A 17,984-nucleotide genomic window follows, 5' to 3' on the forward strand; every position below is an offset into this window, starting at 1 on the left:
TTCAAGTTGAGAGTGGGGTTATTAAAGGCACTCTATATGCGATGGGAAAATTAAGATAAGGTTGAATTATGACTTGGGTAATGACGAGTAAGAAGCAATTCTACTTGCATGATGACGAAAGTCTGCTCGATGGATTGCTACGCACCGGACACGATATCAATTATCAGTGTAAGGAAGGCTACTGTGGCAGTTGCCGCATCAAGCGCATCGCCAGCTCACACGTTATTGATTATCCGTTTGAGCCGCTTGCTATGATTGAAGAAGACGAAATATTGCCCTGCTGCTGCCGCGTGCAAGGCGTTATTTATATCAATCACGAGCTAATAGAAAAGTAGCTGCTGAATTCATAGAGTTATGATTAAAAAAACATGCTAATAAAAAACGCGCTATCTTCAAGATAGCGCGCTTTTTTATTATCTTTTAAAGTGTAAAGCACTATATGTAAAGCTTGGCGTTATAAAGGTGCGCCATCTCTTTCAAATAGCTGCAATAGCTCTTCGCGCATACGGTCACGCTCCGCTTCTGACATCATGGGCACCTCTGTCCCTTCATCTTGTAGACTAGGATCGCCCATACCGCCAAGCGTTTCATCATGAATGACAACAGGACGTGCCATTGGCTCTTGCGCTGGACGCTCTTCGAGCAGAATTTTTACTTGCTTGTTTTTGCCTTGGCGCAATACTTGGGCGTTAAGCGTGGTATTCGGCGCTTTACGAGCGACATACTGGATTAAGGTATTGGCATCTGTCATCTCAACACCGTCGATTGACAAAATGATATCACCAATGCGCAAGCCACTCTTAGCCGCTGGGCTTTTAGGCACGACATTAAACACTTCTACCCCAGTTGAAGTTTCAAGCTGCGTAGGATCTCGTAGCTGTGATTGGATTTCGATACCCAACCAACCACGGCTAACCTTTCCATCTTTAATAATGGCATTCATCACTTGCTCAACGATGGCAGTAGGAATGGCAAAGCCAATGCCCATTGAGCCGCCAGAGCGCGAGTAAATAGCAGTATTAATACCAATGAGCTCGCCGTAAGCATCAACCAGCGCGCCACCTGAGTTACCTGGATTAATCGCTGCATCGGTTTGGATAAAGTCTTCAAACTTATTAACCCCAAGTCCTGTTCGTCCTGTCGCCGAGATAATACCTTGCGTCACCGTCTGACCGACCCCGAATGGATTACCAATCGCCAATGCCACATCGCCAACACGAATAGGGTCTTTACGGAAACCAAGGGGTTTCAAATCGGTCATATCGACTTTAATCACCGCCAAATCACTGTCTGGATCAGTACCAATCAATTTTGCACGACTCTTGCGCCCATCATTAAAGGCAACTGTGATTTCATCGGCTTTTTCAAGAACATGAGCATTGGTCACGATATAACCGTCTTCTGAAACAATAACCCCAGAACCTAGGTTAGTATTGCCCTGCTCTTGTGATGGCCCACCATGAAACTCGAAAAACCGGCGCAATACTGGGTCGTTCATATAAGGATGCTCGGCCATCGTTTGCGTGGTATAGATATTGACGACGGATTGTGACGCACGAGCAACGCCATTATGATAAGAAGCAATCGGCGCGGGTGTATCAGAGGCAGGCGCTGAGGCTTGCTGCTCGGCAGGCATGGTTCTAGGCGGCTCCCACGCTTGCTCTGATGCCGTTTTCATACTCGTAAACAACCAAATAAACGCTGCAACCACTATCAGCAACAAAACCCAAGGCAACCACGTTAACGCGCCGGCCTTGTTATTGGTATTCCGAGATGACGACATATAAAAACCTCTCTATTGTAAAAATAGTTTTGTGGAAACAGTGAATAATGACTACGCGCAAACGCTTCTTGTTGAACAATAATGTCTAATACTACCTAAGACAAAATTGAGCATTATAAGCGCTACAGATCACGTAGATTCAGGTATGCAAATTATAACTGGCCACATCGATAAATAGTAACGTATCGTGTACCGTTTCAGTTATTCGTCTTGTCTACTCTTTTACAGCCCCATGTTAAAATGGCGCTAACCATCACTTTGACAACTTAGAACATAAGATATTTACAAACAAATATCTTAGTTCTTTAACCGCGATACTTACAGCACTGAACGCCTGAAATATGCAAGCAACGGATAATCAAATCAAGAACCGTGCGTAATGAATGGCAACAATTATAAGGAATGACCATGACCGAACACAATAGCTTAACCGAATCCTCAAGCCAGCTTTCAAATCAGTTCTCAAACCAAACCTCAAGCAAAACGATTAGCGCCCAAACCTTAACGGATTTTTGTGACGACTACTTATCAGCCTCAGCCTTTAAAGACTATGCGCCAAATGGTTTACAAGTAGATGGCGGACGACCTATCGGTCGTATCGTCACAGGTGTCACCGCATGTGAGGCGTTGATTGACGCCGCGATTGCTGATAACGCTGATGCTATTGTGGTGCATCATGGATATTTTTGGAAAGGCGAGCCTGCGACTATCACTGGGATGAAAGGTCAGCGTATCCGCAAACTGATGCAACATGGCATCTCTTTGATTGGCTACCATCTGCCGCTCGACGCCCATCCTAGCATTGGCAATAATGCCAAACTTGCTGAGTTACTTGATATGAACATCATCGGCGCACTTTATCCGCATGAGATGCATCCAGTTGGTAATATTGCCACCTGCCAGCCGCAAAGCGCCCAAAGCCTTATTACCCAGATTACCGCTGCTTTAGGTCGGATACCGTTACATATCCCCGCTGCTTATAACGCCGCACCCAACGCTGAGCCTGGGCAAGCGGACAGCAGATTGATTGAACGCGTGGGTATCTGCACGGGCGGCGCGCAAGATATGATTGAGCAAGCAGCGCTGATGGGCTGTGATGCTTATATTTCTGGTGAAATATCAGAGCGTACCACCCATAGCGCTCGCGAGCTTGGCATTGATTATTTTGCCTGCGGTCACCATGCAACAGAGCGCGGCGGTATTCAAGCGCTGGGCGAACTGCTGGCTCAGCAATTTGGCTTGCCAGTGACTTTTATTGACATTGATAATCCAGCCTAACCATTAGGCTCCGCCTGATAATCAAACAGTTTTATCTACCCACAATTGTTTTTTCTCAGTTGAAGCACTAAGTTTATTAAGCGTTAATATTAATATTTTGCGCTAAATACAGAAAATACTGCTTAAGCGCAATCTTTTCTTATAGCGCTTCTTGTCACAACCTTCCCAAAACAAGGACATTTTTTACCGTTTATAGTGCTATTGTTAAGTTTTATCGCTAATTTATTAACTCTACTTGAATAATATAACGAATATCCGCATATTGGTTCCTGAAGAAAGAATGTCTTGTCATGAGACTTCCCATTTTAATAGCTTCCGGTTATGGCGCTAAAACAGTGCTTATCATCTAAAAGCCTATTTTTAACTCATTAGGTTTTTGGCAGTGAGCAATCAAATATTATTTTTATATGGTTAATTTTTAATTAGTTTTTTTTATTAATTTGTTTTCTAATTAAATAGTCTGCCCTGTTTTGAGCGTCGCGATACTGCTTAAGCAAAGTTTGTCTGCTACTTATTGTTAATGAGTAGTTAGATAGAATGTTTGCTTATTTTTATCGCTGAGCAAACCATATTATTAGCTAGCAATTAATATAAACACAGCAACGATTAAGTGCAGTTGTACGGCGCTTATGCTGTGTATTTGTCTCAATAATTTATTCATGACCTTACCTATGTTTAATATGGTTTTATAGCCAGTCTTTTGATCAATAACTCGTTTTATATCGATGAAGGAATCATCCGATTTATACCCTTCGCCGTGTGATGCGTCTTTTTTTTAGAATGATGTTTGAAGTGCCTGTTTTATTTTCTAAAAAATAGCCAACTATGAGTTAAATGATGAAAAGACGGTGGTGCTAACGGTTATATATCGAAGGTTAGCAGCCCTATATGTAAACAAGATGACAGTGACCTTAAGCTATTTATCAGGCTGATGTTATCTAAAATGTAACGCCAGTTTATGCCACTTATATAGCCATACGCGCCATATAAATATATAAGCAGCATAAATTGATCAGGCATTTTTATGGTATGCAGGATGGCTAAAATCAGGAGACATCCATGCAGCGTATTACTTACCGTGTGAAGGTATCTGCGCAAGGGGCCAAAAGCCGTATTTCATATCTACTGCGTCCATCTAAGCGCTTACTGCACACCAAAAGTAACTTCGTTCCAGCAGTTGCACCTATCAAAGTGACTCGTTTCGCCAAAACCAAATTTTCCAAAACCAGGAAATTGGCACAAATATCAAGTATCGCTCTGCTCTCTTTACCGGCTGAGAGCTTGACGACGATGAGCACGCCAGTACCAGCCTATGCTCATGTCATGTTGGAAAATACCCTAACGGTTGCTGCTGTACCGGGTGATAGTACCTACTTTGCAACCGACGGCTTTCAGCACGGTTTTGGCTACGATTTAGTGCGTAGCTATGCAGATGGGCTTGGTGTCAACATCAATCTAAAGGCTTATGCTAATGAAGAGGCGGCGCTTAGAGCCTTAAAATCAGGCGATGCCGATATGGCCTTGACCACCGCCAGCACACAGCTAAAAAGCCAGCTAGACTTAGCCTCTGTTAATGTGAGCTGCGGCTATGATGCCAGCTTAACTAAGAACGGCTTACACCCTAAAGTTAGTTGGACATTTAATTCCGCTAATGACCCGTTATCACAAAAAGCCAGTTACTTCTTATGTGATAGTATGAAGCTTGATCACACGCAAAAACTGGCGGCGTTTTATAATCAGAATTTGTTAAAAGATGCTTATAGCCAGGACCATTTTAAAAAGACCTTGACAGAAAAATTGCCTGACTATCAATCATCGTTTCAAGAGCAAGCGCGCAATTATAATCATGATTGGGAGCTGCTGGTCGCCATGGGTTATCAAGAATCGCATTTAAATGCCAATGCCGTCTCTCCGACTGGCGTGCGCGGTATCATGATGCTGACCAATAATACCGCTAAGGCCATGGGCGTCTCTGATCGCGTTGATCCTTATCAAAGTATCGGTGGTGGTGCGCGTTATTTGGAGCAAATGAAAGCCGATTTTGCTGATGTACCAAAGACTGATCGCATCTGGTTTGCCCTCGCCGCTTATAATATGGGTCCAAATGCTGTAAAAAGTATCCAGCGTAAATTAAGCGCCAATGGTATCGATGATAAAAGCTGGGCAAATATATATGCTTATTTGTCGGAAAATAGAGCGTCGAACAGCCGTTATGGTCAGGCGATGCATTATGTGAGTAATATTAGAAGTTATCTTGAAACCATTAAAACCCAAACGGTTTAATATGGTCGTGCTAAAGATTCTAAACCTTGAATAAAGTCTTAAATCTTGAACAAAATAATGCCAATAAAAAAGCTGATCTTATAAAAGAGCAGCTTTTTTTAATACTTAAAATTTGTCAAATGCGACTACATTCTGCATTAACGATTCGGTACGGTTAAACGTTGACCTCGTTGCAGCATGGTATCGACAGCAATGTTATTCATATCGGCAAGCTCTTTGGTAGATACGCCATATTTACGCGCCAAACCAATCAAGCTATCACCTGAGCCCACGGTATAGCTGACGGTTGCTTTTGGTACTTTGATGGTTTGACCACGTTGTAACTGCGCGTTGGTTGCCAAATCATTGGTCGCTGCCAAATCCTCTACCGAGACACCGAACTGACGCGCTAGCGCAATCAGACCATCGCCTGCTTTTACTTTATAGCTCTCAGTATTACCAAGCTTTTTACCACTACTGCTTGCGCTACTAGTGGCTGTTTCTGGGCTGGTAGTGCTGCTCTTACTACTGCTGCTAGCATTACTGTTAGTCGTGCTAGCAACACTGACCGTACCATTTGCAGGAATGGTAATCGTCCGACCCAATATTAAATTGGCATTGGTTTTTAAATTATTGGCGGCGGCCAAATCACTCAATCCAATATTGTAACGCTGAGCAACGCCCGTTAACGTATCGCCTGATTTGACTTTATAACTAACCGCTTTGTCATTAAGCTGACGATCGACCAAATCTTTGGTGACAGGCACTTTGATTGTCTGACCACGCTGTAAGCGCGCTTTGGCATCAAAGTTAGGGTTGACGGCTGCCAACGCTTCAGGACTGATACCAACACTAGTTGCAATACCAATTAAAGTATCGCCTGATTTAACCTTATAGTTGGTCGTTGCCACTGTGCTTGCAGGAGCACTGGTTTTTACAGGATTGCTAGCGCTACTAGAGGGAGTATCTGTAGCGGTAAAGTCTACATTAGCGGGTACTTTTAAAGTTTGACCGACATATAGCGAGTCCGTCGTACTGATATTATTCAAATTTGCTAAGGTAGCGGTCGGTACATTAAATTGGCGCGATAATGCAATCAAGCCATCACCCGGTTTGACTTTATAATTCTTGGTAGCCGTACTTGATTTACTAGGTTTGGTTGATGGCGCAGCGGGCGTAGTCGCTGGCGCGGTGACTTTGCCCGGCACCAACCACAGTTTTTGTCCACGTAGCAAGTCTGCTCTACTGCTCAGATTATTGTAGGTGGCGAGCTGGGTGACTGACAAGCCAAAGCGGTTGGCGGTACCGATTAACGTGTCACCACCTTGAACGATATAGCTTTCAGGCTGGCTTGCTGCCGTATTGCTGGCACTACTTAATGGCTCAATAGATTTGGCATTATATAAGTATAATGTGCTGCCTGCTAGCAGATTGGCACTCGCATCTATCTGGTTCCATTCAGCAATATCACGCCAGCTAACACCGGCACGACTGGCGATATTTGCTAACGTATCACCACGTTTAACCGTATAAGTAGTACGTGCGCCTTCTGGTTTTGGCTTGCTAGCCGATTTTTTCGGGAAGCTCAGTTTCTTCTCTTGCCCCGTCGCTTCTAAAATAGACTGCTGCGTCTGAACGGCTGATAGGTTGATATTACCATCGGCGTTGACGACATTGGTTTCAGGCGTACTAATACGAATCTGATTGGCAATGTAATCACGTTCCGCTTTACTTAATGGCGGCTCTTGAATGATGGTATTATTTTGCGTGATTTGCGCTGATGTGGTCGGTAAGCTGTTACTACTCTTTAGCTCAGCGTTAATCTTTTTGGTTTCAGCAGACGTCAGCGGTGGCTCAGTACGAATAGTATTGTTGCTACTATAGACAGAACTGCTGGTTGGTGAAGCCGTCGGTGGAATATAACTGGTGGTCTGCTGTGGTACGCTTGCGCTCGCTGCATACTCTGCAAGGGCGCTGCCGGTAGTCGGTAATGAGCCACTACTGGTGTATGGTTTATTATTGTAGCTCGGTGTGGTTGAGCCTGAATAGCTTGGCGTCGTGCTAATACTGGTATTGCTAGAAGCAATCACGTTACTACTACCATTACCTCTTAACGAGCTAAGCTTGGCATCTGTCGTCAAGCTGACATCGTTCGGAATGATAATACGCTGCGGGCCTGAGGCGTCAACACGCGCTGATGTCAGCGCCGTATTTAGCCTTTCTAACTCATCATAGCTGACCCCAGTCACTTGTGACACTTCCGCTAGGCTCACACCATAATTGACCGGTACACTACGGAAATGCTGACGGTTAGCAATAGCAGGCAGATAGACGCCATATTGCTCAGGCTTGGCAACGATTTCGGCAACCGCTAAAAAGCGTGGTACATAGTTCATGGTTTCAGTCGGTAATCTGAGCGACCAATAATCGGTCGGCAGCCCGCGTGCAGCATTGGCATCAATGGCTTTTTGCACACGACCAGGACCAGCGTTATAAGCGGCTAATGCCAGCTCCCAACTGCCAAACTGATTATGCAATGCGGTCAAAAAGTCGTAAGCAGCACGCGTTGATTCAATCACGTCACGGCGACCATCATAGGTGCTACTTTGATTTAGACCATAAATGCGTCCTGTACTTGGGATAAACTGCCATAAACCGGCCGCGGCGGCACTACTGGTACCACTTGGATCGTAGGAGCTCTCAATCACTGGCAATAATGCAAGTTCGGTTGGAATATTACGGCGCTCAGCTTCTCGAACGGTATGGTAAAGATAGCGACTGGCACGGGCGGTCAAGCGGTTGAGATAGTCTTGACGACTGGTAAACCAGCCTTTTTGCGCCTCGATACGCTGATTATAAACAGGGCGTCCACCATTCATGCGGTAGCCTGCGCGCAAGCGATTCCACAAGTCACCATATTGTTGAATGGCAAGTTTATTGCCTTCAACCATCGTCATATCAGTCGCTTCTAATAAATCTGCTAGCTCATCTAAGCTCTCAGCATCCAAAAAAGCCGTTGAATAATCAGCGCCCGTGCTTGGCTTAGTCACTTGAGTAACAGGACGTTTGGTAACCACAGCTGAGCTGCCGGTCGCACCCGTCTTTTTGACCGCTGAGGTATTACTACAAGCACTGATAAGTAAAGTTGACACCGCAAGCGTCAGTGGTAAAGCGATAAAGGAGCGAGATTTTGATGACACAGTAGACATGATAGTGGAAGTTTCCTAACAACAATAAGTGATAAAATAAAGTTAATCGACAGTATAGTACGCAATATCAAACAAAAACTAGCCTAATCGTAAAGATAATGCGCAAAAAGTCATCTGCCCTATCTTTTAATGGCTTAATTCATGATATAACTTGATATATGACTAGTTTTTAGTTGATGGTCACTTGTGAGACCGCCCGTAAAAGTACTGCATTACCCGTAGATAAGGTAAGTGTGACCCGCGATGAGGTAACAAATGAAACTTTTTGACCGTCTTTTACCCAGCTTTCATTGGTGGTGACATTGGCTTTGGCTTGGTCACCCGTAATAACGATATTATCTACCGTAATATCGTAGCGATAGTTCGACGTATCGCGCCAGCTTCTTTGCAATAATTGCAGATAAGCGTCTTTATCAAGGCTGGTCGTTTTGCCTTTTCTAGACATCGAAATCAGCGCATCATCAGACACCAAGCGCGCAACCTGATTGGTGTTTTGGCTATTGGCAGCTGATTTCATGGCAGCGGCGTAGTTTTGTACCAATGATTCAGTCATGGTCGCCGCTTGCGCGCTGATACTGACAGCGCTAGCAGCGGCAACTATTGCCGTTACGCCCGCACTTTTTATCAATAGAGCCAGCAGCCCTTTTCCCCATAGTCGCTTCATAATATTCCTTAGTCATACTATTATCATTGTTGTCGTTAAAATCAAGTACCATTGTGGTCATACGTCATTTGGCCGAACATTGACATAAAACCTTAATTTATCACTTATTTATAAAATATTTTTATGTTTAAAACTTAGATTATTTAACGATATTCAGGTTATTTAACGACATATTGTTATGCTAGTTTTAGCCTATCACTCAATTCTCACAGCCATGTGACACCCTGTGTGATTATTGCGAACCTCAGTGTCATACAAATTTTTTATTTAATCGCTTAATCAAAGGTGTAATTAATGGCTGTGTTTTCTCTAGCTACTTTTTAATGCTTATATTTTCTAATGCCTGAGCTCTAATGCCTGAATTCTAATGCTTGGGCTCATTGTGACCGTCTTCATAGCGTTCGTCATCACTCAGCTTCATGCCTAAACGCTCAACGCGTCTGTCCATCATCTGCCGAGCTAAGGCTTGCATGTCTTCGACGCGATCTATCTCATCGACAATCTCAAGCCCTAATAAAGTTTCGAACACATCTTCTAAAGTCACCAAACCTTTAACTTCGCCGTACTCACCGACAGTAATGGCGATATGAATTCGGTTTTTTAGCATCAGCTCTAACAAATCAAACAATTTCATCTTTGAAAATACAAAGGTAATGTCACGTTTAAATTGGGTCAATGGTTTATGAGCCGCATGGTTAAATTTTGCCAAGAGCATGTCAGTTTTTAAGACAAAACCGGTGATATTGTCTAAATCGCCATCATAAATTGGTAAGCGCGAAAAGGTCAGTTTTGGACGATCAACTAGCAGATCAGCGACAGTTTTATGCTCTTCAAACGCCAGCATCACCGAACGCGGGGTCATGATATCTTCAACTTTAATCGCCCCGAATGCCAATAGATTACGAATAATACGCGACTCTAGGGGATCGATTTGTCCTGATTCTTCGCCGATGCTGGCGAGCGCCGCAAATTCGCGACGGCTAAACGCTTGCGGCTCTTTACCGCGTACCAGCAGTTTGGTTAATTTTTCTGATATCCAAATGAGGGGATACAGCAATAAAATAATACCGCGGACAAAATAAGCAACCATGCCGCCCAATTGTCGCCAATAGATAGTGCCTAGGGTTTTTGGCATAATTTCGGATAAAAACAAAATAGCCAAGGTCATGAACGCCGAGAACAGTCCAAACCAAGCGCTACCAAAGACAATCGTCGCCTGCGCACCCGCCCCAATCGAGCCTAAAGTATGCGCCACGGTATTTAACGTTAAGATGGCTGCCAACGACTGATCAATATTATCAACCTTTAAACGTTTTAGCATGTTGGACTTTTTGGGGTTTGTTTCCTGCAAGTCAGCAATATACGACGGCGTCATACTGAGGAGTGCCGCTTCTGCTAACGAACAAATAAACGAGATGCCAATGGCAACAAGCACAAATAAGATGAGCAGTAACACACTGCTAGCAGTAGGGTTTGCTACCTCGCCCGCTGCGAAGACCGCTTGTGGTAGCAAAGAAGTTAGCAATAAAATGAACGCCGAAAACGATTTGCTATTAAACCGTGTTATATAAGAGCGACCACTGTCACCCATCGTCGGGGGAGGTTCAGCAGAGGCGTCTTTACGACAAGCGCGCGGACGGTATAAGCGAGGTACAGACATAAAAAAGGTAAACAAGTTAGGTAACCTAAACAAAGAAGAAAAAGGAAATCACAATATATCATGAGCAAGCGCTAGCAGATAGAAAATAATAGCCGATAAATACGAATGCTTTTCTACCCAATCCCTAAAAACGTACTCAAACCACTCTATTATACAGCCATTTGGTTTATGATAAGGCTTTGTTTCATGCCGCTGCCGACACCAGCGACTTTTGACAAATAACCATTAGTATCAATTATTTAGAGAGTCACCTACCCATGTTTTTAACACTTATAAAATGATAGCAACTTTATATTCACTTAACATTTGACTTTTTATGCCCACTGCATAATTTGCCCTGGCTTTGTTTATAATAAGAAATCCTCTATCGCTATAACTGGGATAGCCAATCCCTGAGTTGTAACAAAAACGCCCTCAGCCTATGATTAACAGTTACCAAGCCTGAGATTTTTTGTTACTATGCGTGTAAATTTATTCTTATCTATGACTTACTGAGAGAAATTATGAGCTTATTCATTCAAGCGGCCCATGCGGCACCAGAAACTGCCGGAGCTGCGTCAATGTTTGGTCAAATCTTGTTGCCGGTTGCCTTTTTTGCCATTTTTTACTTTTTGGTGATTCGTCCACAGTCTAAGCGTACCAAAGAACACCGTGCGATGGTCAACGCCTTGACCGTTGGCAGCGAAATTATTTTTGCTGGTGGTCTTATGGGCCGTATCAAGGCATTGGAAGGCGATTACGCGGTTGTGAGCTTAAACAACCATACGGATGTTAAAGTACAACGGGCGTCAGTGATTTCAGTATTGCCCGCTGGTACGATTGAAAGCGTTTAATTGGCATTCATAAACCAATAATTGACAAACATTTATTGTGCTTAATTACTACCCGTTATCAATTATTGGTTGTAATGACTGTAAAATGACCGTACATTATTTACGGTCATTTTTCGCTTTACTATTTACGCTTAACCGTTTTTTGCTTTACTATCATCGCGGATGATCGCAGTGGTGCATGATTCAGTACGACTACAACACATAGTAGCTCTCCATTTAGTCACCTGCCATTGTTATCGCTAACTTCCCATCTGCTAACTTGTGGCCTACGTCGCCAGTAGTTTATCAACTTAAAGAAGTGATTATGCAATATCCCGCTTGGAAATACTTACTCATCGCCGTCGTGCTTATCATTGCCGGTCTATATGCGGCCCCTAACCTCTATCCTGATGAACCTGCCGTACAGATTACCAGTGCCGCAGCAGGTACGCAGCTATCTGAAGGCATCTTAACTGAGTCTAAACGCTTACTTGAAGAGGCTGGCATCAATAATCATGATGGCACCTTTGAGGGCAACAGTGCGCTGGTGCGTCTCGACAATCCAGTCGATCAGCTAAAAGCTCAAGAAGTGCTGCGTCAGAATTTGGGCGAGGATTATGTGGTCGCGCTAAACTTGGCACAAACCACCCCAGAGTGGTTGCGTGATATCGGTGCAAAACCGATGAAGCTTGGGCTTGATTTGCGTGGCGGTGTACGTTTTGTACTAGAAGTGGATATGGATAAGGCGCTCGAACAGCGCTTGACCAGCGCCAGTCGTGATATGCGTCGTGACTTACGTGCTGAACGTATTGCTGTAAAAGGTATCAAAACTGAAAAGCGTGGCGTGGTGCTGCATTTCACTGATACCGATACCCGTAACCGCGCGCAAAACATCCTACAAGGCTCGATGGGTAATACCTTCACTTTACAGTCATCGATTGATGAGCAGGGCCCTGCGCTGATTTTAGCGTATAACGATGCCACTTTAGATGAAATCAATAGCTACGCGGTCAACCAAAACTTGACTACTCTACGCAATCGTATTGCTGAGCTTGGGGTGACTGAAGCTTTGGTACAATCACAAGGTGCTAGCCGTATCGTCGTTGAGCTACCGGGCGTACAAGATACCGCTGAGGCAAAACGTGTCCTTGGTCGTACTGCTAATCTTGAGTTCCGTATGGTTGCTGAGGGTGCTGAAAACTATATGGGCGGTATTCCGCCTGCTGGTACTGAAGCGTTTCCCTTTGAAACACTTGACGGTCCACCAGTATTGCTTGAGCGCCAAGCGATTGTCACCGGTGATAAAGTCACCAATGCTCAGACAGGTATCGATGAAAATGGCTCGCCTGAAGTCAGTATTACCCTAGATAGCGCTGGTGGTAAGCTGATGCAAAACGCTACCCGTACTGCTGTTGGTAAACAAATGGCTGTGCTGTTTATTGAGAATAAACAACGTATCGTTTATAAAGAAGATCCAGCGACTGGTGAGACGGTCGAAGTACGTACGCCGTATGCAGAAACCAAAGTCATTAACCGTGCCAATATTCAAGCGGTACTAGGTTCGTCGTTCCGTATTACTGGACTTGATAGTAGTGCTGAAGCGGCTGAGCTTGCACTCTTATTACGTTCAGGGGCACTAGCTGCACCGATGTATTTCGTGGAAGAGCGTACGATTGGTCCATCGCTCGGTCAAGAAAATATCGAAAAAGGCTTGTTCTCTACCCAAGTGGGTTATCTATTAGTTTTCGTCTTTATGATTGTTTTTTATCGCTTGTTTGGGGTCATTGCCAACATTGCTCTTGCGATTAACGTCATTATTATCATTGCCATCATGTCAATTTTAGGCTCATCGCTCACCCTGCCGGGTATTGCTGGTATTGTCTTGACCATTGGTATGGCGGTCGATGCCAACGTGCTGATCTTTGAGCGGATACGTGAGGAGCTGGCAAATGGTGTCCGGCCAAAATCCGCCATCGTCGCAGGTTTTGACCGTGCTTTTAGTAGTATTTTCGATGCCAATATCACAACCTTACTGGTCGCCTTTATCTTATTTGCGATAGGTACAGGTCCGATTAAAGGCTTTGCGATTACCCTCGCGATTGGTATTGTCAGCTCGCTATTTACCGCCATTTTGGTGACGCGTGCGCTGATACAAATTGCTTACGGCAAGCGCAAATCTATCAAACGTCTGAGCATCGGTTAGGAGAAAACTATGGCTATCGATAATAACAATCCGCTAGAACAAGAAAATAACCCAGATCGAAATGGCTCAAACGGTGAAGCAAATACTACTGGTACGCGCCGCCGTAAAAAACCGCGCCGTGATGGCAAAGGCAGTAATACGCAAACCAATAATCCTAGAAGCTCTAAATCGACCGGTTCAAAAACACGCCGCGGTGGGAAAGAAAATCAAGCCTTGGCGACCCAAGCATCTGGTAACACAGCAGCGGTTGATCCTAATTTGATGTTAGGTGATTCTGCCGAAGATGCCGCTGCTTACGCAGAAGGTGGTATCAAAGCGATTGGGGATCAGCGTATCATCCCCTTTATGAAGATAGAAAAGCCGATGGCCATCTTATCGCTGCTTTTGGTCATTGGTAGTATTATCGCGATTGCGGTCAATGGACTGAACCTAGGTCTTGATTTCACCGGCGGGGTGTCAGCAGATGTGCGTTATGAGCAGCCTGCTGAGCAAGCCGACGTGGTAAACGCGCTAGCCGATAATGGCTTTGACGATGCGGTCGTACAGTATCTAGGTACGCGCCAAGAGCTTTTAGTACGCTTGCCACCCCAATCAGATAACGTCGACGGTCTAAGCACAAGCTTGAGTAAAGCATTGGCATTGCCTAATAATAACGTTGAAATCAGTAACGTTAATATCATCGGTAGCCAAGTCGGTAACGAAATCTACTTAAGCTCAGTTATGTCGTTGGCACTAGCATTGGCTTGTATGCTTGGCTATGTCGCCCTACGCTTCCAGTTTAAGTTGGCGCTTGGCGCAGTACTGTCGCTATTCCATGATGCGGTGGTAACCATCGGGGTCTTTGCCTTATTTGGCTTTCCGTTCGACTTAACCGTCCTAGCTGCTGTACTGGCGCTGATTGGTTACTCGCTAAACGATACGATTGTTGTTTATGACCGTGTCCGCGAAAACTTCCGCCGCGTGCGTGGTATCACGCCGCGTCAAACAATTGATTTGTCATTAACAGAGACGCTACGCCGTACGATTATGACCATCTCAACGGTACTTTTGGTTGTACTAGCGATGTTATTCTTAGGCGGTGATGGTCTATACTGGTTCTCAGTGGCGCTGTTTATTGGTTTACTTGCGGGTACTTATTCTTCAACTTATATCGCAAGCTCTATTCCTTTAAGAATGGGCTTATCACGTGACGACTTTATCGTGAAAGTAAAACCTGAGTTTGAAGAAGAAATCGTCACGTTTAATGATCCAAAAATGTATGAGCAAGACTAACGCTTGTATAGAAGCCAATAACTAGACTTTTAGTTATTCAGCCCACAAACGTTATCACGATAAAAGCACCTAAACTCTAGGTGCTTTTGTCTTTATACTATTTTTATTCATCTTTTAATGTTATTCGATAAGTCATCACTAAACTTTTCTGTCTTATTATATGGTTATATAAGCGACTACGCTATGTCATCTACCCTGCCGCCAAGTGCTATGCCACCTATTGATACTCGCTATGCGCGTATCATCGCGATTGCCTTGCCTGTGTTGTTAGCCAATCTAGCAATGCCGCTACAAAGCGTCATTGATACGGCGATTGTCGGTAATATGAATGACACTGCCAAGCTTGCTGGCATGGGTTTGGCTATTCAGCTGCTGTCTTTGATATTAGTCAGCTTTAACTTTTTGCAATATGCCTCCTCTGGTCTTTCTGCACAAGCACTCGGTCAGCTTGCTAACAATAACCCTTCTAAGCAAACGCAATCGCCGCTGCTATCAATTTTGCAGCGAGCTTTATTACTTGCGTTTATGATTGGCGCAGTGCTACTTATTGCAAAACCTTGGCTCATTGATTTTGGCTTGCAGGCGCTTTCTGCCAATCCTGATAGCGGTCGTGCAGCCAAGACTTATTTAGATGTCCGTTTTTGGGGCGTTATCGCAGAGCTAATGAATTTTGCCTTTATCGGCTGGTTTGCTGGTCAAGGCAAAACCCGCTATATGCTTTATCAGCAAGGCTTTATCGCCATGCTTAATATTATTCTGACCTTGTTTTTCGTTTATGTGCTGCAGATGGGCTTGGTTGGGGTAGCATTAGGGACGACCATTGCCTTTTGGCTTGGGGTGGTCTTAGCATTGTGGCTTAGCCGTCGACATTTGCAAATCTCTTGGCGCGCGTTATTTAATGCTAATAAGGAACATTTTACTAAAGATAAGATGCTTAGGCTATTTTCGTTAAATAAAGATATTTTTATCCGTACGCTTATTTTAACCCTAAGCTTTGCTTGGATTACCCGACTGTCTGCCCAAAGCGGCGATGTTATTTTGGCCGCCAATGCTATTTTATTGCAGGTATTAAGCATCTCAGCCTTCGCCCTTGACGGCGTGGCGGTATCGGCAGAAACCTTAAGCGGACAAGCAGCAGGACGACGCGATTGGCCGCGCTTTCGTATTATCGTCAAACGCACAGGCGTGGTCAGTTACGGCCTTGCCATGATGCTAAGCGCGATTTGGTGGCTGGCGATGCCAACTTATTTGGATTTTATGACCAATATTAAACCCGTCTTTGCGCTGGCTTATGACTATCACCTTTATGCGGTACTACTGCCACTTGTTGGCGTTGGCGCTTATTGGCTCGATGGGATATTTTTTGGTTTAACGGCTGGTAGCGTCATTCGTAATGCCGCGCTGATATTGGCGGTTATCTTTTTTCCTGTCAGTTGGCTGCTCTACCAACAATGGGATATGACCGGTATTTGGCTTAGCGTTTGGTGCTTATTATTATTAAGATTGATGATTCTTGGTGGGTTTTTATACCATGCCCATCAAACAGGCAGCTATGAAAAATTGCAGCCTGACGCTTAATGATTAGAACTTGCAGCCAATACGATGCGCTTTAAAAAAGAAGAAAATAAACAATAAATTAAAGTAAGAAAAATTAGGATGTTACGTGACTACTCAATCTAATGAGATAAATCAAAATCAAGCCTTTCATTACCATTGGGCCGAAGGCTTTAAAAAAAGCTTGCCAGTCGCCATGGGTTATCTGCCCGCAGGGATTGCCTTTGGCGTGCTCGCACAAGTGGCAGGTGTACCAGTGTGGGCGACTATCATGCTAAGCGTGGTCTTATATGCAGGTGCGGCGCAATATGCTTGTTTGAAGATGCTGAGCGCTGGCGAGGCTATTAGCAGCATCGCCAGTAATATCGCAGCGATTAATTTGCGCCATGTATTTTATGCGGCGCCACTGCTGCATGCGATGCCTAGTAATAAAATCGCTAAAACCTACTGTTTATTTGCCTTAACGGACGAAACGTTTTCGGTGATGACCAGTTTGCCAAACGAGTCACGACAAGCACTCATATTGCCGATTAGTTTGTTTAACCAAAGTTGGTGGGTAATAGCTGGGGCGATTGGTGTGATGATTGGTAGCGCTCTAAGCGATTTAATACCCCATTTAGATTTTGCTTTGGTGTGTCTGTTTGCTATTTTGGCGTATGAGCAGTTTCAAAGTATCAAACGTTACTTCCCCATCGGTATTGCTGTAATTGCTTTGATGATCGCTTCATTATTTACCAGTAATTGGTTGTTACTCGTCGCGATTACGATTTGTATGCTACTGATTTTAGCGCGTGGTTTTTGGTTGCAGCGCAGTGTGCAAGGAGACCGCAATGAGCAGTAGTTATCTGATTCTTGCCACGCTGGCGATGGCAGCCGTGACCTTTATTACCCGCGCTCTCCCCGCTTTAATACCTAAAAAGCTGCTAGATACGCCGTGGTTACATCGCTTAAATGAAAGCTTACCGCTATCTGTGATGGTATTACTGATTTTGACCAGTCTTTCTTATCAAGGTTTGTCAGGCGATGCTGGCTCTCAAGCCGGCTTAAATAGTGCCGAAGTACATTTATTCATGGCACAAATTGGCGCGTTATTATTAGTCTTAGTCGTTTATCATCTAAGTCGTCAATTATTGGTCAGTATGATCGTTGGTATCGCGGCGATTAATGGCTTCTTATGGCTATTTACTCATTTCTTGGGTTGATTAAAAGTTTATTTTATAGAGTATAGTGACTTTAAAAAGATACAACGCGGCTGGGATGAATTTTTCGTAGCCTTTGTGATAACAG

The 17,984-nt window shown here is 44.2% G+C and carries 13 protein-coding genes; 9 read left to right on the forward strand and 4 right to left on the reverse strand.

What is annotated here, in order from left to right; all coding sequences use genetic code 11:
• The first annotated feature begins 68 nt into the window (after positions 1-68).
• The gene (yfaE, locus tag B2866_RS02200) at positions 69-335 is read left to right on the forward strand and encodes a class I ribonucleotide reductase maintenance protein YfaE (RefSeq protein WP_068408173.1); all 267 of its coding nucleotides are present in this window, start codon (positions 69-71) and stop codon (positions 333-335) included.
• A 119-nt stretch (positions 336-454) separates the two neighbouring features.
• Here the strand turns inward: yfaE and B2866_RS02205 are convergent, their stop codons facing one another.
• Complete coding sequence (locus B2866_RS02205; RefSeq protein ID WP_296190256.1) at positions 455-1,783, reverse strand: S1C family serine protease; 1,329 nt, start codon at positions 1,781-1,783, stop codon at positions 455-457.
• A gap of 408 nt (positions 1,784-2,191) precedes the next feature.
• On the opposite strand from B2866_RS02205, the gene B2866_RS02210 reads away from it, so the two are divergent.
• The gene (locus B2866_RS02210; protein ID WP_296190259.1) at positions 2,192-3,061 is read left to right on the forward strand and encodes a Nif3-like dinuclear metal center hexameric protein; all 870 of its coding nucleotides are present in this window, start codon (positions 2,192-2,194) and stop codon (positions 3,059-3,061) included.
• A 1,059-nt stretch (positions 3,062-4,120) separates the two neighbouring features.
• Positions 4,121-5,344, forward strand: a complete 1,224-nt coding sequence (locus B2866_RS02215) for a transglycosylase SLT domain-containing protein (RefSeq protein ID WP_296190262.1) — start codon at positions 4,121-4,123, stop codon at positions 5,342-5,344.
• Positions 5,345-5,481: 137 nt separating this feature from the next.
• Here B2866_RS02215 and B2866_RS02220 read toward each other — a convergent pair whose 3' ends face one another.
• From B2866_RS02220 to B2866_RS02230, 3 genes are all read right to left on the reverse strand, one after another.
• The gene (locus tag B2866_RS02220) at positions 5,482-8,532 is read right to left on the reverse strand and encodes a LysM peptidoglycan-binding domain-containing protein (protein WP_296190264.1); all 3,051 of its coding nucleotides are present in this window, start codon (positions 8,530-8,532) and stop codon (positions 5,482-5,484) included.
• Between the two features lie 169 nt (positions 8,533-8,701).
• Entirely contained in the window at positions 8,702-9,196 is a 495-nt protein-coding gene (locus B2866_RS02225) for a nuclear transport factor 2 family protein (protein WP_296190266.1), read from the reverse strand.
• 364 nt (positions 9,197-9,560) lie between these two features.
• Positions 9,561-10,856, reverse strand: a complete 1,296-nt coding sequence (locus B2866_RS02230) for a hemolysin family protein (protein WP_296190336.1) — start codon at positions 10,854-10,856, stop codon at positions 9,561-9,563.
• A 503-nt stretch (positions 10,857-11,359) separates the two neighbouring features.
• On the opposite strand from B2866_RS02230, the gene yajC reads away from it, so the two are divergent.
• The 6 genes from yajC to B2866_RS02260 all read left to right on the forward strand — a co-directional run bounded on the left by yajC (position 11,360) and on the right by B2866_RS02260 (position 17,899).
• On the forward strand, positions 11,360-11,689 hold the full coding sequence (yajC, locus tag B2866_RS02235; RefSeq protein WP_068408182.1) for a preprotein translocase subunit YajC: 330 nt from the start codon (positions 11,360-11,362) through the stop codon (positions 11,687-11,689).
• A gap of 304 nt (positions 11,690-11,993) precedes the next feature.
• Complete coding sequence (gene secD, locus B2866_RS02240) at positions 11,994-13,871, forward strand: protein translocase subunit SecD (protein ID WP_296190269.1); 1,878 nt, start codon at positions 11,994-11,996, stop codon at positions 13,869-13,871.
• A 9-nt stretch (positions 13,872-13,880) separates the two neighbouring features.
• Positions 13,881-15,143, forward strand: coding sequence for a protein translocase subunit SecF (gene secF / locus B2866_RS02245; protein ID WP_193030585.1), 1,263 nt, complete (start codon positions 13,881-13,883; stop codon positions 15,141-15,143).
• A 183-nt stretch (positions 15,144-15,326) separates the two neighbouring features.
• The gene (locus B2866_RS02250; RefSeq protein ID WP_296190276.1) at positions 15,327-16,721 is read left to right on the forward strand and encodes an MATE family efflux transporter; all 1,395 of its coding nucleotides are present in this window, start codon (positions 15,327-15,329) and stop codon (positions 16,719-16,721) included.
• Positions 16,722-16,806: 85 nt separating this feature from the next.
• A complete protein-coding gene (locus B2866_RS02255) occupies positions 16,807-17,538 on the forward strand; it encodes an AzlC family ABC transporter permease (RefSeq protein ID WP_296190278.1) in 732 nt (243 codons plus the stop codon).
• The gene (locus B2866_RS02260; RefSeq protein WP_296190279.1) at positions 17,528-17,899 is read left to right on the forward strand and encodes an AzlD domain-containing protein; all 372 of its coding nucleotides are present in this window, start codon (positions 17,528-17,530) and stop codon (positions 17,897-17,899) included. The genes B2866_RS02255 and B2866_RS02260 overlap by 11 nt, the downstream gene beginning before the upstream one ends.
• Positions 17,900-17,984 lie beyond the last annotated feature (85 nt).

It is taken from the genome of Psychrobacter sp. UBA3483, assembly GCF_002377905.1.
GTDB lineage: Bacteria > Pseudomonadota > Gammaproteobacteria > Pseudomonadales > Moraxellaceae > Psychrobacter.

What these genes read in the sequence shown, in the direction of transcription:
- yfaE (WP_068408173.1), top strand. Translation starts at nt 69, where the DNA reads ATGACTTGGGTAATGACGAGTAAGAAGCAATTCTACTTGCATGATGAC.
- B2866_RS02205 (WP_296190256.1), bottom strand. Translation starts at nt 1,783, where the DNA reads ATGTCGTCATCTCGGAATACCAATAACAAGGCCGGCGCGTTAACGTGG.
- B2866_RS02210 (WP_296190259.1), top strand. Translation starts at nt 2,192, where the DNA reads ATGACCGAACACAATAGCTTAACCGAATCCTCAAGCCAGCTTTCAAAT.
- B2866_RS02215 (WP_296190262.1), top strand. Translation starts at nt 4,121, where the DNA reads ATGCAGCGTATTACTTACCGTGTGAAGGTATCTGCGCAAGGGGCCAAA.
- B2866_RS02220 (WP_296190264.1), bottom strand. Translation starts at nt 8,532, where the DNA reads ATGTCTACTGTGTCATCAAAATCTCGCTCCTTTATCGCTTTACCACTG.
- B2866_RS02225 (WP_296190266.1), bottom strand. Translation starts at nt 9,196, where the DNA reads ATGAAGCGACTATGGGGAAAAGGGCTGCTGGCTCTATTGATAAAAAGT.
- B2866_RS02230 (WP_296190336.1), bottom strand. Translation starts at nt 10,856, where the DNA reads ATGTCTGTACCTCGCTTATACCGTCCGCGCGCTTGTCGTAAAGACGCC.
- yajC (WP_068408182.1), top strand. Translation starts at nt 11,360, where the DNA reads ATGAGCTTATTCATTCAAGCGGCCCATGCGGCACCAGAAACTGCCGGA.
- secD (WP_296190269.1), top strand. Translation starts at nt 11,994, where the DNA reads ATGCAATATCCCGCTTGGAAATACTTACTCATCGCCGTCGTGCTTATC.
- secF (WP_193030585.1), top strand. Translation starts at nt 13,881, where the DNA reads ATGGCTATCGATAATAACAATCCGCTAGAACAAGAAAATAACCCAGAT.
- B2866_RS02250 (WP_296190276.1), top strand. Translation starts at nt 15,327, where the DNA reads ATGTCATCTACCCTGCCGCCAAGTGCTATGCCACCTATTGATACTCGC.
- B2866_RS02260 (WP_296190279.1), top strand. Translation starts at nt 17,528, where the DNA reads ATGAGCAGTAGTTATCTGATTCTTGCCACGCTGGCGATGGCAGCCGTG.